Genomic DNA, 13,269 nt, shown 5'->3' on the forward strand with positions numbered 1-13,269 from the left:
CCGGAAATGTCATGAAAAAAGGCAGACCCTTTTCAGGGCCTGCCTTTTTTATTTCAGGTCATCCGAAGACGTGGATCAGGCTGCGGCTTTTGCCTCGGCCTGGGCGCCATGGGAGAGGATCTGCAGGCTGAGGATGCCACCGGACATTTTTAGCGTCTGACCGAGGTCCAGACGGGCATTGCCGCCGGTCCAGCGCGCATGGCTGACTTCGATGCCCCACCAGCCATCGGCATAGGGGTCCGAAAGATGGGTGGAGATACGGTGCGTGCGTTCGCCGGTCCAGATCGTGATCTCGCCGACGAGTACGCCGAGTGTGCGGCGATCATCGACGAAGGGGCCGATCCGGTCAGCCGGGCGGGCGGCCTGACTGATGATGCGGACGCTCGGGCAACCTTCGGGAAGCATGAAGACGAACTGCTCACCATTGGTGCGGATCGGGTACAGGGCTGTGCCGTCTGTCAGGACGAGATGGATCTCGTTCGTAACATCTGCGGACGGGGCGGCCTGCGGGGCGGTGTAACCCAGCGTCTCGGCGCGCAGGGCAATCGCCGCGAAGAGGGGCTCGACGTGCTCACGATCCGTGACCAGCGGCAGGGCGGCGTCCTTTTCCCAGCTCAGGGGTCGCAGCCGCGCCACCGGGCTGCCCTGCATGAGGGCGTCCGGGCGATGACCGGCATCCAGGAAGCTTTCCGACAGCGCGCCATTCGCGACCAGAACCGAGTGCTGTTCGGTTTCGAGATGGTAGTAATCGTATTCCGTGATGGCGTGGTCATAGACAATGCTCATGCCGTTGACCAACATCCGGACCGGAACGAATCCCTCCTCCAGCATCATGCAGTGCTCGGGCGTGACAAGCAGGTCGCGGCTGGGGATACCGTCGGCCAGGGCTCCGGCGCACACGCGCACGGGAACGGCGTCTATGTCTGCATGACCTGTTGTTCCGGTCTTTGCATGGGCATGGCCAACGCGAAGGATCGTTCGTGTGCTGGTCGTGCCATCGGCATAGACAGTCACCTGATCGCCAGCCTTGAGGGTCTCGATGGCGCGTTCGCCTTTCGGCGTCAGGATCATGGTGCCGGCCAGGTAGCAGATCTGCCCGTTATAGCCGGCTGCCCCGCCAACAACGCTCCAGGTTCCATCGGTATTGTGCACGATCGTCGGCGTACTCGGGCTGGAATTCGGACCGAAGGAGACGTCCGTCAGCGTGATGCCGTTGCCATACTGGTCAAAGGCAACTGTCAGCGTGTAGGTTCCGTTGCCGTTATCCGTGAATTTGGCGCTTACCGGAGCGGTGTTGCCGCTGCCGATGGTGATGATGGAAGCCGCGTCGTAACCCGTGATGGGCGTGGTGACCGTCTGGTTGTAATCGGCAAAGACGAGCTGGCTGGACGTGCCATCCACTGCATCGCGACCAAAGACGATCTTGCCGCCGGCACTTGCATTGTTAATGTAGAGCGTAGAGCCGTTTTGCAGAACCGTTGTCAGGGACGAACCCATCTGGAACTGGGCGCTTGTGCTGCCAAGCGTGGTCCCGTCGAGGATCAGGATGCCCGTGCCGTCGACACTGTGGCTATTGATCGTGATGGTCGGAGCGTCGCTGATCTGCAGGGTGCCGTTTACTGTCGGATTACTGCCCAGGTTTACGGCGTCAGGCGTGGCGATATTCATCGTCCCACCCTCATCGACTGTCAGTTGGTTGGTGCTGAAGATCGTAGTGTCGGAAACAGAAGAAGTTGCCGTGACATTGAGTGTCGCATTGGTGGCGACAGTCAATGTACCGAAATTTGTTGAACTCGCCTGCGCAGCATTGATCGTGACCGTTGCCTTATCGGACGTGCCAGCGACTACGTCGTCCCAGCCATAATTCTGCGGGATCTGGCCTTTACTCCAGTTTGCTGCGGCGAACCATTTTCCGGTTGTGCCACCCTTCCAGTAGTTTGTCATGTTTTATTTTCCTGATGGGGGGCAGGAAGCTGTCCCAGAGAAAAAGAAGGTAAGTTCCCCAGCCTGCCTTTGTGTGACGCGTTATCTCACGTGCAAAGGTTAATTATTAGATAATCCGAGTGCAAGATCGTTTGGGTTTTAAAAACGAAAACGTCGGTGACAAATCGTAATATTATTATTTTTCAGTGATTTGCGTAAAAGATGTCCATCACACTACGAGACGTGATGTAAAATTGGAGATGTTTGTTTTTCAAAGAACGCAGAGCCTGCTCATGTCAGTAAAAAACGGCGAAACGGGTTGCCTGTCAGCAGGCTTCCGATCATCATGTCGTAATGATATCACAGGAAAAATCGGTTCCCTTCCTTAAGAATCGAAAAGTAACGCAGCTTTCGCAAAGAATGGGCATTGCGGGAACTTCCTGTGTTCTGGATGTCATGATCAACGACCGGTCTGCCCTGATCCGGGACAGCGCGGCTTTCATTGTGCTTCTGGAAAGAATCTGGAAAGCGCGCGAGGTCGATGCGGGTCTGGTGTGGTCGGAGATCAACGAGAGGATCCGTCTGGCGGACGAGTTGCGTGCGAGTGGGATCCGTCCCTACAAGGGGGGCCGTTTCCGCTCGACGAAGCTGCCGTGACATGCCGCCTTTGCCAGACCTGTCCCATATCAACCCTGACGATCTGACCCGTCTCGACATCGTTGCCCTGATCATCATGGCGCTTTCGGCGTTATGGGGGCTGACGCGGGGTTTTGCGACCGAACTGGCCGGGCTTCTGGCCTGGGTGGGGGCGATTGTCCTGACTTACCGGTTCCACGGGATGCTTGAGCCTTATCTGGAACCCTATCTGCATCAGGCGGCACTGGCCGGGAGTGCGAGCACGGCGATTCTTTTTGTTGTCGTGCTGCTGGTCTTCACCATGCTGGGCGCGCGGATCGGTTCGGCGGCGCGGGGCGTCCTGTCTGGCGCCGTGGACCGTATTCTGGGTGCCGTGTTCGGTGTGGCGCGGGGTTATGTGGCCCTGATCGTGCTTTATCTGCTGGCGGGGTCTTTTTTCGGGTCCTGGATGACCTATGTGATGCAGGGAAGCCTCATCGGCCCTTACATTGCCGCTGGAGCCACCCATCTGACAGGTTATCTGCCTCATTTCCTGCAACCGCATCTTGCGTCTCCGTTCACAAGCGGCCATGAGGCGTCCTTGTGAAACCAGTCCGGAAAGGCCGCGCCGCATGACCCAGTCCGACAGTCTCAACCGCCCCTACGAAGAGTGTGGGGTTTTTGGCGTCTGGGGTGTGCCTGATGCGTCCGCCCTGACGGCTCTGGGGCTGCACGCCCTGCAGCATCGCGGCCAGGAAGCCGCTGGTATCGTCAGTTTCGATGGAGAACGGTTCCATCAGCACAAGGGCCTGGGACTGGTCGGCGATGTGTTTGGTGACAGCCGCGTCATGGCGACGTTGCCCGGCACGGTGGCCATCGGTCACAACCGCTATGCCACGACGGGCGGGACGCATGTCCGCAATGTGCAGCCGCTTTATGCCGATTATGAGTTCGGCGGTCTGGCGGTGGCGCATAACGGCAACCTGACCAATTCCGCGACCCTCAAGCAGGCGCTGGTCAAGCGTGGATGTATCTTCCATTCCTCGACGGATACGGAAGTCTTCATCCACCTGATCGCGATCTCACTTTATACGACCGTGCTCGACCGCTTCATCGACGCCGTCAAGCAGGTCAAGGGTGCGTATTCCCTGGTGACGCTGGCGCCGGATGACGGGCTGATCGGCATGCGCGACCCGCTGGGGGTGCGTCCGCTCGTTCTGGGCCGGATGCCGGGCCATGAGCAGGGCAATGGTGGCTGGGTTCTGGCCAGCGAGACCTGTGCGCTGGATATCATCGGGGCGGATTATGTCCGGGATATCGAGCCGGGCGAGATTGTTGTCATCAATAATGACGGTCTGCGGTCCCTGCGTCCTTTCGGGGATCAGGGTGGCCGGTTCTGCGTGTTTGAATATATCTATTTCGCGCGGCCTGACTCCGTGCTCGAAGGTCAGCCGGTCTATGAGGCGCGTCGCCAGATCGGTTGCGAACTGGCCCGGGAAAGCGCGGTCGAGGCGGATGTTGTGGTGCCAGTGCCGGATTCCGGTGTGCCGTCCGCGATCGGCTATGCGGCGGAGAGCGGTATTCCGTTCGAACTTGGCATCATCCGTAACCATTATGTGGGCCGGACCTTCATTGAGCCGACGGACCAGATCCGTAATCTCGGTGTGAAGATGAAGCATTCCGCCAACCGTCCGGTTCTGGCGGGCAAGCGCGTCATTCTGGTGGATGATTCGATCGTCCGGGGTACGACGTCACGCAAGATCGTGGATATGGTGCGTGCGGCCGGTGCGACGGAAGTGCACATGCGCATCACGTCTCCGCCGACGAAGCATGCGTGTTTCTACGGGATCGATACGCCTGAAGAGAGCAAGCTGATGGCGGCGACGCATACGCTTGAGGAAATGGCGCAGGCGATCGGCGCGGACAGTCTGGCCTTTGTCAGCTTTGACGGGCTTTATCGGGCGTTGGGTCATGCCAACCGGGCCGAGGGCGCGCGCCGTTACTGTGATGCGTGCTTCACCGGGGATTACCCGATCGAACTGGTGGACAAGGAAGGCAATCTGGTCGCGTAAGGCCGGATTTTCCCCGGAGAACACAAGATCGGAGAACACAAAAAAGGCGCCGGACCACAGGTCGGGCGCCTTTTTTCATGCCTGAATGCGGGGAAGGCTCAGGGATATGGGTAGGGGGTCTGGGACAGGGCGGCCTCAGTGCTGGTATCCGCTTCCGAGGGAAGGATCGAGTCCAGCGGCAGGGTCATGACGGCTTCCAGACCCGGAGTGAGCGCGGTGTAGGTCAGCGTGCCCGAGAGGCTGCTGACGACGGCATTCATCATGCGCGTGCCGAAGCCCGTTCCCTTGAGCTGGGGCGTGCATTCGCCCTGATCCGAGACCGTCAGGATCAGGCGGTCGCTGGTCTGGGCCAGGCCGACATGTAGCGGGCCAGCCTTGCCGTCATAGGCGTATTTGCTGGCATTGATGACCAGTTCGGTCAGGACCAGACCGATATTGATGGCGCGATCGGCCGAAATCATGATCGGGAAGAAGGAGAGGTGCAACTGTTCCTGCCAGTCCCCGCCCAGTGACGAGCACAGCTCTTCCATCAGTTCTTCAAGATAGCGGCCGAGGTCCACGATCCCGAAATGCTCGTCCCGGTACAGGCGGCGATGCACGAGGCCAATGGCGGCGATGCGGTGCTGCGCTTCGGTCAGGGCGGTCGTGGTTTCTTCGTTCGAGGCGCTGCGGGCCTGGAGTTTGAGGAAGGAGGCGACCATCTGAAGGGAGTTCTGCACGCGGTGATTGACTTCCCGGATCAGGAAATCCTTCTGGCGGAGCAGGCTTTCGCGCTCTTCCAGTGTGGCGGCGAGGGTCGCATTGAGCTCGCGGAGCTGCTGGGTCTGGTAGTCCGCGATCAGGACGCGGCGCAGGCGTCGGGCGGCCTGTCTCTGTTCGCTGGTCCAGCGTGTGCTGTGACCGCGGATCGTCTGTTCCCAGGTTCTGAAGGACGCACGGGGGAGCAGGACGTCGCTACCCTCCGCCGTGTCCTTGTGCGGGTTTCCGGCCCATTCGATGGTCTGGATGATTTCAACTCGGCTCCAGATCAGGCAGGTCGGCGTCCGGAACGGGAGCGTGATGGCCAGAAGGCCCGCCGAGCGTTCAGGCCACTCGGCTGCGGGCGGATAATCCTTGCCCAGCTTGGTGCTGACGAAAATGCCGCCGTTCGTGCCCAGTCTCAGCCAGTCATGCAGCCGGTGCAGGTTGTCTTCATCGGGCAGTACGCCGGTCCCGCTAATGGTCTCGCCACTGATGACGGCAAAACCGTTGCATGGGAACAGGGATTGCAGTTCATTCATGAAGCTGCACAGGTTGCTTTCGATGGGATGGCGCACGTCGAAATGGGACGTGACGAATTCCATCGCATTGCGCAGGCGCAGACGCTCCTGATAGGTGACCAGCTCTTCCTTGTTCCGCAACTGCCGCGACATGACGCCGGCGAGTGTGCGGCAGGCGGCGCGGATGTCCTCGGAGAGGGCGCGCGGCGTGGCATTGTGGCAGGCGATCAGTCCCCACAATACGCCATCCACGACCAGTGAGACGGAGGCCGAGGCCCGCGTGCCCATATTGAGCATGTACTGGAGATGGATCGGCGAGACGCTCCGGAGCTGGACATCGCTGAGATCAAGCCCTGCCAGCCCGGCTTCGGCGGGGCGGATGGGGGCGGCCTCATAGGTGATGTCGGGGATGACGCGGATACGGTTGCGCAGATAGAGCGCCCTGGCCTGCGTGGGGATGTCACTGGCCGGGAAATGGTGGTTCATCAGGGATGGGAAAGCGTCGTTGCGACTTTCGCCGACGACGCGGCCGGTTCCGTCTTCCATGAAGCGATAGACCAGAACACGATCGAAACCCGTAAGCCTGCGGAAGATCGCAGCACCCTGGCGGCAGACGGATGTTGTATCCGGGCAGCGCTCGAAACGGTCTGCCGTGCTGTCGATTTCGCCGAAAATGTCCCAGGTCAGCAGGTTGTGCGCTTCGACCGGTTCAAGTTCGATGAGGAGATGCGTGTCCTGAACATGGCGCAGGATGCTGAAGGTCTCGTCTTTCAGCCCGGCAACACGCAGATCGGACAGGGAAGGCCGCTTTTCATCGTGAAGGCGGCTTTCCGGGATTTTCAGCACATCCGCCAGAGGGCGTCCGAGCCAGTCGGGAGCGAGACGCCCTTCGATGTCCCCTGCGCCACCGATGATTTTCAGGCTCGTGCTGTCAACGATGAGCAGGAGCCCATAGGGCTGGATGGCGTTCGGGCGATGGATCGGCTCGCGATCGCACGAGGTCATGACGGCATGCTCCAGCGAACAGCCCGGTTCGGGGGCGAGGGAGCGCTGACTGTCAAATGGAGATCCACCTGAAAGAGGAAGAGACCGCCCGAAGTCTCTGAAAGACAGCGGACATGGAAGGTCCAGAAATCATTCCGTCCATCATCTGTTCCTCCATCAGGACTGTCAATTTATGACACCCTGTTTCATCGATGGCTGTTTTAGGGCTGGCGACCATCGGCCTGGATCCAGGATGCCACATCCGCCGAGAGAGCATGACGGCTGGCCGGGCGGGTATAGAGCATGTGGCCGCCCTGATAGAGATGCAGGGACACGCGGTCCGCGCCCACGGTCAGGTGATCCTTCATCCAGCGTGCGGTGCCGAACGGGCAGGCCACGTCGTAATAGCCATTGGCTACGAAGACGCGCAGGCCCGGATCGAGCGCCAGCAGGCGGTTGAGGACGGGGATCTGGTGGATCGGCGAGGGGCCGCCCGAACTCCACTTCCAGCTTCCGTTTACCTTGAGGGAGAGCAGGTCGTAGGTCAGCGGGGTCTTGAAGCCGAGTTCATTGGCCGCGTAGCCGGAGAAGGCGTTGCCATAGGCGCGGCCGAAGCCGAAGAGCGTTGGATCGGGGCTTTCGTCCAGACCGTCGGCCGAGGGGTCGGCGATCGACTGCGTGAAGTCGTACAGTCCGTAGAGGCGACCATCGCGGGACATGATGTCATGCGAGCCGATGGCGGGAATGCCGTGCTGCCGGGCGATCACGTCCTGCGGCAGGCCGGTCCGCTGGGCGACTTCGGCGTAGAGGGCCTGGCCTTCCTTCCCGGAGGGCAGTTTTCCGGCAATTTTCGGCAGATAGGTGTTCAGGGACCACTGATAGGCTTCGTCCGCCGTCTTTTCCGTCACGTTCGGGCTCTGATGCGCGGCGATCAGGCTCGGCATCATGAGAGCGGCGGAGAGCGGATTTTCGTCCGAATCGAGCAGGGGCATTTCGATGGCCGGGGAGATCATCACGATGCCGTTGAGCAGGATTCCCTGCTCCATCTGGAGCGCATTTGCGACCTGGATGGAGCGGATGCCGCCATAGCTTTCGCCCACGAGATAATGCGGGGAGGTTTCACGACCGTTGGCCGACGTCCAGAGGCCGATGGCCTTGGCGAAGGCGCTGGCGTCCTGCTTGACGCCGTAGAACTGGTCTCCGGCCTTGGCCGTATCGGTGGGGCGGGAATACCCCGTGCCCACGGCGTCGATGAAGACCATGTCGGTGACGGGGAGCCAGCTATCGGGATTGTCACCGATCGCGGCGTGGGTGCCGTCCGTCGGGTCTTTGGCGGGCATGGTCAGGGCCTTGGGGCCTGCGGCGCCGAGGTTCAGATAGGCCGTGGCTGCGCCCGGACCGCCATTGAAGAAATATGAGACCGGGCGTGTGCCAGCCGGAACACCATCCTTCGTGTAGGACACATAGAACATGCGGGCCGTGGGTTTGCCGTCGGGGCCACGCAGGATCAGTGTTCCGGCATGGGCGGTGTAGGCAATGCCGTTCAGATGATGCTGGGTGACGGAATCCGCTGGCAGCAGGGCCGCTTCGCCCGTGAAGGTGTCGGGCGTTTTGCCGGTTTCGGCCTTGCTGGCGTCAGTTTTGGGGGCGTCGGCCGCCGCGGCCGTACAGACGGGAGACAGGAGCGTTAAAGCGAGCAGGGCTGCGCGGCGGGTCATCATCTGACGGGCATCTCCGGGAAAAGAAACAGGAATAATCCGCCGTATCAGTCCTGAGGCGGAACGGCTACCGCTGCCGCATGAAGTTTTCGTCATGCGGCAGCGTAGGAGGCCCGGAACTTGTCAGGCCTTGGGGGGCGTGATGTTGGGACGCAGCATCAGGCGCGGATCGGCGAAGCGGTCATACTCTTCCGAGGTCATGAAACCGAGTTCCAGCGCGGCGTCACGCGGGCTCAGATCCTTTTCCATGGCGTGATGCGCGACCTTCGAGGCGCGGTCATAGCCGATTGCGGGCGAGAGTGCCGTGACGAGGACGAGCGAGCGTTCCAGATCCTGTTTCAGCTTGTCGGTATTGGCCTTTGTGCCCTCGACGAGGAAGCGGCGGAAATTTTCTGACCCATCATGCAGAAGCGTGATGCCCTGCATGATGTTGTGGATCATGAGCGGCTTGTAGACATTCATGTCCAGCATGCCCGCTGCCCCGCCGAGGCCGACCGCGACGTCGTTGCTCATGACCTGAAGGGCCAGCATGGCAAGGGCTTCGGCCTGTGTCGGGTTGATCTTGCCCGGCATGATGGAGGAGCCGGGCTCGTTCTCCGGCAGGTGCAGCTCGCCCAGACCGGCGCGCGGGCCGCAGGCGAGCAGGCGGATGTCGTTGGCGATCTTGAACAGGCTGCCCGCTGTTGTGCGCAGCGCTCCCGACAGATGCACAAGGGCGTCATGGGCACCCTGAAGAGCGAATTTGTTCTCGCCAGCCGCGAAGCCGAGGCCCGTCAGGCGGGCGATTTCCGTACACGCGCGACGGTCGAAGCCTTCATCCGTGCTGACGCCCGTGCCAAGTGCCGTACCACCGAGGGCGAGCGGGAACAGACCATCGCGGGCCTGTTCCAGGCGGGCGATATTGTCCGTCAGCATTCCCGTATAGCCGTGCCATTCCTGACCCAGCGTGATGGGGACGGCATCCTGAAGATGCGTGCGGCCGACCTTGACCAGATCGCGCCATTCTTCTGCCTTGGCGGCCATGGCGTCCCGCAGGCGCGTCAGGGCCGGGATCAGACGGCGATGCGTACCGAGAACGGCCGCGATATGCATGGCGGTCGGGAAGTTGCAGTTGGTGGACTGCGACATGTTGACGTGATCGTTCGGGTGCAGCGGCGTCTTGCTGCCCAGTGGATTTCCGGTGATCTGACAGCCACGATTTGCGATCACTTCATTGACGTTCATGTTGAACTGCGTGCCCGAGCCCGTCATCCAGACATGGAGCGGGAACATCCGGTCATGTTCGCCCCTGATGATCTCGTCGCAGACAATGTGTATCAGATCCGCCCGCTCCTGCGACAGGCGGCCGCTGGCGGCATTGGCCGTGGCGCAGGCGCGCTTCATGATCGCATAGGCTTCGATCATTTCATGCGGCATCAGTTCGCGGCCGATGCTGAAATATTTCAGGGAGCGCTGCGTCTGCGCGCCCCACAGCACATCGTCAGCGACGTCGATCGGGCCCATGCCATCGGTTTCGGTACGGCTCATTGTCTGTTTTCGGCTTTCCTGCGTGTGATCCGGCTCATGTCTTGCGGGAAATTATCGCACAATCGCCGCAGGACAAAGGAACACAGCCATGGAAAATCCAGATGTCGCCACAGCAAGGGAACGGTTTCAGGATTCCACGATCTGGGCCACCGGGTGGCGGCCATAGGTATTGGTCAGGATCACACCGGTCATGACGACCGCGCCGCCGATCAGGGTCCGCAGGGAGGGGATTTCGCCGGTGAGGAAATAGGCCAGAACCATCGTCACGGGCGGCAGAAGATAGAGCAGCGCCGCACCCCGCGAAGCGCCGAGATGGCCGATGACGAACCCCCAGGCGGCATAGCCGAACGCCGCCGGGAAAATGCCAAGCTCCAGCACGGCGGCCTGTCCCTGCCATGAGGCATGGGAGAAGCTCGTGAGGCCCTGAGGCAGCCATGGAGTGAGGAAAATCGCACCGGAAATCAGGACATAGGCGATGGTGGGGAGGGCGCCGTAGCGGCGGATCAGGCCCTTCTGAAGGATCGTGTAAAACGCCGCGCAGACAGCCGCGCCAAAGACCAGGGTCGCGCCGGAGCCAAAGGACAGGCCGCCGCCCTGTCCCTTGGCGATCATGGCGACGCCGCTGAAGCTCAGAATCGATCCGGCCCAGCCCCAGCGGGACATGCGCTCGCCGAGGAACATCATGGCCAGCAGTCCCGCCATCAACGGCGCCGCACTGATGAGAAGGCTGGCGGCTCCGGACGAGACGGTCATTTCTCCGCAGTTGAACAGGATGTTGTAGAGCATGATTCCGATCATGCCGCAGGCCAGAATCTGGGGAATATCGGTGCTCAGGGGGCGAGCGGGGCGTTTCCAGAAAAGCCAGAGAGCCGCCATGAGGGCTGCGACGGCGTAGCGCAGTGCGGCCAGGGGCACGGGCGCAAAATCATGCAGGGCAATCCGGACGACGGGATAGGCACTCGCCCAGGACAGGATAGCCACGGCGACGAAAAAGGGCAGGGAGCGTCCGGAGGAATGTGTCATTCATGCCCATTAGCAGGAATGTTCCGGATCCGGGAAGAGAGCGTCGGAAACGGGATGGCCGGATCAGGCCCCGGTCCGGGCCAGACGGGATATTATTTCAGCCAGCGATCGCCGCTGAAACGGTTGTGGGAGAAGAGAAAACCGGCCACCAGGCCGATGGCGGCGAACATGATCGTCCACAGCGAGATCGGCAGCAGCAGGGTCGAGAGCGCCGCGAGCAGGACCATTCCGGCGAAGGCGCAGACGGCGGATTCGAGGCCGCGCGGACCGTAATGGCGTTCCGCCCCGCAACTGGGACATTTTTCCGAGGTCGGGCGCATGGGCTGGCGGCAGACGGGGCACAGCGCGATGGCGTTGGCTTCGGGTTTTCTCACTGACCGTTATTCTCCTGATGTTCGCCGACCGCGATACGCGCTTCCACGGCCATACGCCAGGGCGCATCGGCCGGTGCCGCCGCCAGGGCGCGGCGATAGAGGTCAAGGCTCTCACCAGAGATATGGCTGCCGTTGCGACTTTCAAGCTCGGCAAGGCGGATGGCGAGTTCGGGCTCGAAATGCGCGTTCAGAGCAGCTTTCCAGTCCCGGATCGCCTCATCCGTCATGCCGGATCTTGCTTCGATCTGCCCCAGAAGGAAATGCCCGGTCGCATAGGTCGGTGATCCGGGGGGGATGGTGGAGACCTGGGCCTGAAGCTTGTGGATCATCTGCAGGCTCTTCGCGTCCGGACCTGTCTGCCGTCCGCTCAGGGGCTGGGGCGGAAGGGAGGGATGACCGTTGACGATATAGAGCGCGAAGGCGAGAACCGGAATGCCGATCCCGACGGCTGCGAGCGGCAGGATACGGCTGCGTTTTGCGGGCTCGGCGTTCAGGTCCTCGACGGCGGCTTCGCCATCCGTGGCCAGCAGGCGGCGCTGAACTTCCAGACGGGCGGCCTGATATTCCTCGTCATTGATGAGGGCGAGAGCATGGTCGCGCTCCAGATCGCCAAGCTGTCCGCGATAGAGGGCGAGAGCGGAGTCACGCGCGTTGACGCGCCGGCGCAGGGTGCGCAGCCCCAGAAATGCGGGACACAGGGCCACCGCCGTGATTATCAGGATTCCCAACCAGAACAAAAAGTCTACTCCCGGCCCGAAAGGGCATCCAGACGCGCGCGCTCGTCATCCGTGAGCGGCGCGGGCGTGACGACGGTGCGGTGTTTGGTCGCACGCCATGCAATGACAAGTCCGGCCACCAGCGCGAGCGCCGGCATCAGCCAGAGCAGAGCGGTGGACCATGAAAACCGTGGGGCCAGACGGATGAATTCGCCGTAGCGTTCGGTCATCCAGTTCATGATCTGCTGATCGGATTTCCCGGCCGAGACCTGCTCGCGGACGACCTTGCGCAGGTCGCGGGCGAGGGGGGCACTGCTGTCCTCAATGCTCTCGTTCTGACAGACAAGGCAGCGCAGATGCGCGCCGATGGCTTCGGCCCGCTTTTCCTGGGCCGGGTTCGGCAGCATTTCGGCGGGATCGTCCACGGCGAGGGCCACGCCGCCACCGATCAGGCCAGCCGCGAGTAGCAGCGCCGGGAAGCGTCTGGAGCCCTTCATAGTCCGGCCAGCCTCGGACGGATTTCCGCCTCGTAGATCTGGGGATCGAGGGCCGCACTTCCATGCCAGATGATACGGCCGCCGGGTGCTACCAGAAAGCTCTCGGGCACGCCGGTCACGCCCCAGTCGATCGCCACGCGGCCATGCCGATCGGAAGCGACGCGGGCGTAAGGCGAGCCGTCGCGCTGGATGAAGGCGCTGGCGTTTTCGGGCTTGTCCTCATAGGCGATGCCCCAGATCGGCATGTTGCGCGAAATGGCGCGCAGGCCCGGCATTTCCGCCACGCAGGGAATGCACCACGACGCGAAGAAGTTGACCAGAACCGGGCGGTGCTGGGCTTTGAGTTCCGCATCCGTAAAGCCGTCGCCAAGGCCGGGGAGGCCCGGCATGGCGAAGCTCGGGATTGGCTTGCCGACATTGGGGTTCTTGACGGCGCGTGGGTCGAAAGCGCCGCTGCGCATGTCGCTCAGCATCCGCCAGAACCCGACGCCGAGGACACCCGCGCCGATGATGGGCACGGCCGTGAGGATGCCGCGTCGTGTTGCGTTCATGTCTCTCTCC

General features: G+C 61.8%; 12 protein-coding genes. 3 read left to right on the top strand and 9 right to left on the bottom strand.

Annotated features, from left to right (window positions below):
* Positions 1-75: 75 nt before the first annotated feature.
* Positions 76-1,944 (bottom strand): Hint domain-containing protein, encoded by a 1,869-nt coding sequence (locus tag GFJ39_RS04870; RefSeq protein ID WP_153430288.1) that lies wholly within the window; start codon positions 1,942-1,944, stop codon positions 76-78.
* Between the two features lie 435 nt (positions 1,945-2,379).
* On the opposite strand from GFJ39_RS04870, the gene GFJ39_RS04875 reads away from it, so the two are divergent.
* From GFJ39_RS04875 to purF, 3 genes are read left to right on the top strand one after another with little or no spacing between them, the layout of a single operon-like run.
* Positions 2,380-2,580, top strand: a complete 201-nt coding sequence (locus tag GFJ39_RS04875) for a hypothetical protein (RefSeq protein ID WP_228391801.1) — start codon at positions 2,380-2,382, stop codon at positions 2,578-2,580.
* Position 2,581: 1 nt separating this feature from the next.
* Positions 2,582-3,145: a CvpA family protein gene (locus tag GFJ39_RS04880; RefSeq protein ID WP_153430290.1), complete on the top strand. Its 564-nt coding sequence runs from the start codon at positions 2,582-2,584 to the stop codon at positions 3,143-3,145.
* Positions 3,146-3,170: 25 nt separating this feature from the next.
* A complete protein-coding gene (gene purF / locus GFJ39_RS04885; protein WP_153430291.1) occupies positions 3,171-4,610 on the top strand; it encodes an amidophosphoribosyltransferase in 1,440 nt (479 codons plus the stop codon).
* Between the two features lie 98 nt (positions 4,611-4,708).
* On the opposite strand, the gene GFJ39_RS04890 is transcribed toward purF, so the two are convergent.
* The 8 genes from GFJ39_RS04890 to GFJ39_RS04925 all read right to left on the bottom strand — a co-directional run bounded on the left by GFJ39_RS04890 (position 4,709) and on the right by GFJ39_RS04925 (position 13,259).
* Positions 4,709-6,874: a histidine kinase dimerization/phosphoacceptor domain -containing protein gene (locus GFJ39_RS04890; RefSeq protein WP_153430292.1), complete on the bottom strand. Its 2,166-nt coding sequence runs from the start codon at positions 6,872-6,874 to the stop codon at positions 4,709-4,711.
* Positions 6,875-7,074: 200 nt separating this feature from the next.
* Positions 7,075-8,574: a S10 family peptidase gene (locus GFJ39_RS04895; protein WP_153430293.1), complete on the bottom strand. Its 1,500-nt coding sequence runs from the start codon at positions 8,572-8,574 to the stop codon at positions 7,075-7,077.
* Between the two features lie 120 nt (positions 8,575-8,694).
* On the bottom strand, positions 8,695-10,098 hold the full coding sequence (locus GFJ39_RS04900; RefSeq protein WP_153430294.1) for a class II fumarate hydratase: 1,404 nt from the start codon (positions 10,096-10,098) through the stop codon (positions 8,695-8,697).
* A gap of 126 nt (positions 10,099-10,224) precedes the next feature.
* A complete protein-coding gene (locus tag GFJ39_RS04905; protein WP_153430295.1) occupies positions 10,225-11,121 on the bottom strand; it encodes a DMT family transporter in 897 nt (298 codons plus the stop codon).
* 92 nt (positions 11,122-11,213) lie between these two features.
* On the bottom strand, positions 11,214-11,495 hold the full coding sequence (locus tag GFJ39_RS04910) for a hypothetical protein (RefSeq protein ID WP_325062834.1): 282 nt from the start codon (positions 11,493-11,495) through the stop codon (positions 11,214-11,216).
* Positions 11,492-12,232, bottom strand: coding sequence for a c-type cytochrome biogenesis protein CcmI (gene ccmI / locus GFJ39_RS04915; RefSeq protein WP_153430296.1), 741 nt, complete (start codon positions 12,230-12,232; stop codon positions 11,492-11,494). The genes GFJ39_RS04910 and ccmI overlap by 4 nt, the downstream gene beginning before the upstream one ends.
* Positions 12,233-12,237: 5 nt before the next feature.
* Positions 12,238-12,708 carry a cytochrome c-type biogenesis protein gene (locus tag GFJ39_RS04920; RefSeq protein ID WP_153430297.1) on the bottom strand — a complete coding sequence of 157 codons (471 nt, stop codon included), beginning with the start codon at positions 12,706-12,708 and terminating at the stop codon, positions 12,238-12,240.
* The gene (locus GFJ39_RS04925) at positions 12,705-13,259 is read right to left on the bottom strand and encodes a DsbE family thiol:disulfide interchange protein (RefSeq protein WP_153430298.1); all 555 of its coding nucleotides are present in this window, start codon (positions 13,257-13,259) and stop codon (positions 12,705-12,707) included. The genes GFJ39_RS04920 and GFJ39_RS04925 overlap by 4 nt, the downstream gene beginning before the upstream one ends.
* Positions 13,260-13,269: the final 10 nt, after the last annotated feature.

Origin of the sequence: Gluconobacter aidae, assembly GCF_009547075.1 — a bacterium.
GTDB classification, from domain to species: Bacteria; Pseudomonadota; Alphaproteobacteria; order Acetobacterales; family Acetobacteraceae; genus Gluconobacter; species Gluconobacter aidae.

Excerpts from the sequence above, each read along its gene's own strand:
- GFJ39_RS04870 (WP_153430288.1), bottom strand. The coding sequence starts at position 1,944 with ATGACAAACTACTGGAAGGGTGGCACAACCGGAAAATGGTTCGCCGCA.
- GFJ39_RS04875 (WP_228391801.1), top strand. The coding sequence starts at position 2,380 with ATGATCAACGACCGGTCTGCCCTGATCCGGGACAGCGCGGCTTTCATT.
- GFJ39_RS04880 (WP_153430290.1), top strand. The coding sequence starts at position 2,582 with ATGCCGCCTTTGCCAGACCTGTCCCATATCAACCCTGACGATCTGACC.
- purF (WP_153430291.1), top strand. The coding sequence starts at position 3,171 with ATGACCCAGTCCGACAGTCTCAACCGCCCCTACGAAGAGTGTGGGGTT.
- GFJ39_RS04890 (WP_153430292.1), bottom strand. The coding sequence starts at position 6,874 with ATGACCTCGTGCGATCGCGAGCCGATCCATCGCCCGAACGCCATCCAG.
- GFJ39_RS04895 (WP_153430293.1), bottom strand. The coding sequence starts at position 8,574 with ATGATGACCCGCCGCGCAGCCCTGCTCGCTTTAACGCTCCTGTCTCCC.
- GFJ39_RS04900 (WP_153430294.1), bottom strand. The coding sequence starts at position 10,098 with ATGAGCCGTACCGAAACCGATGGCATGGGCCCGATCGACGTCGCTGAC.
- GFJ39_RS04905 (WP_153430295.1), bottom strand. The coding sequence starts at position 11,121 with ATGACACATTCCTCCGGACGCTCCCTGCCCTTTTTCGTCGCCGTGGCT.
- GFJ39_RS04920 (WP_153430297.1), bottom strand. The coding sequence starts at position 12,708 with ATGAAGGGCTCCAGACGCTTCCCGGCGCTGCTACTCGCGGCTGGCCTG.
- GFJ39_RS04925 (WP_153430298.1), bottom strand. The coding sequence starts at position 13,259 with ATGAACGCAACACGACGCGGCATCCTCACGGCCGTGCCCATCATCGGC.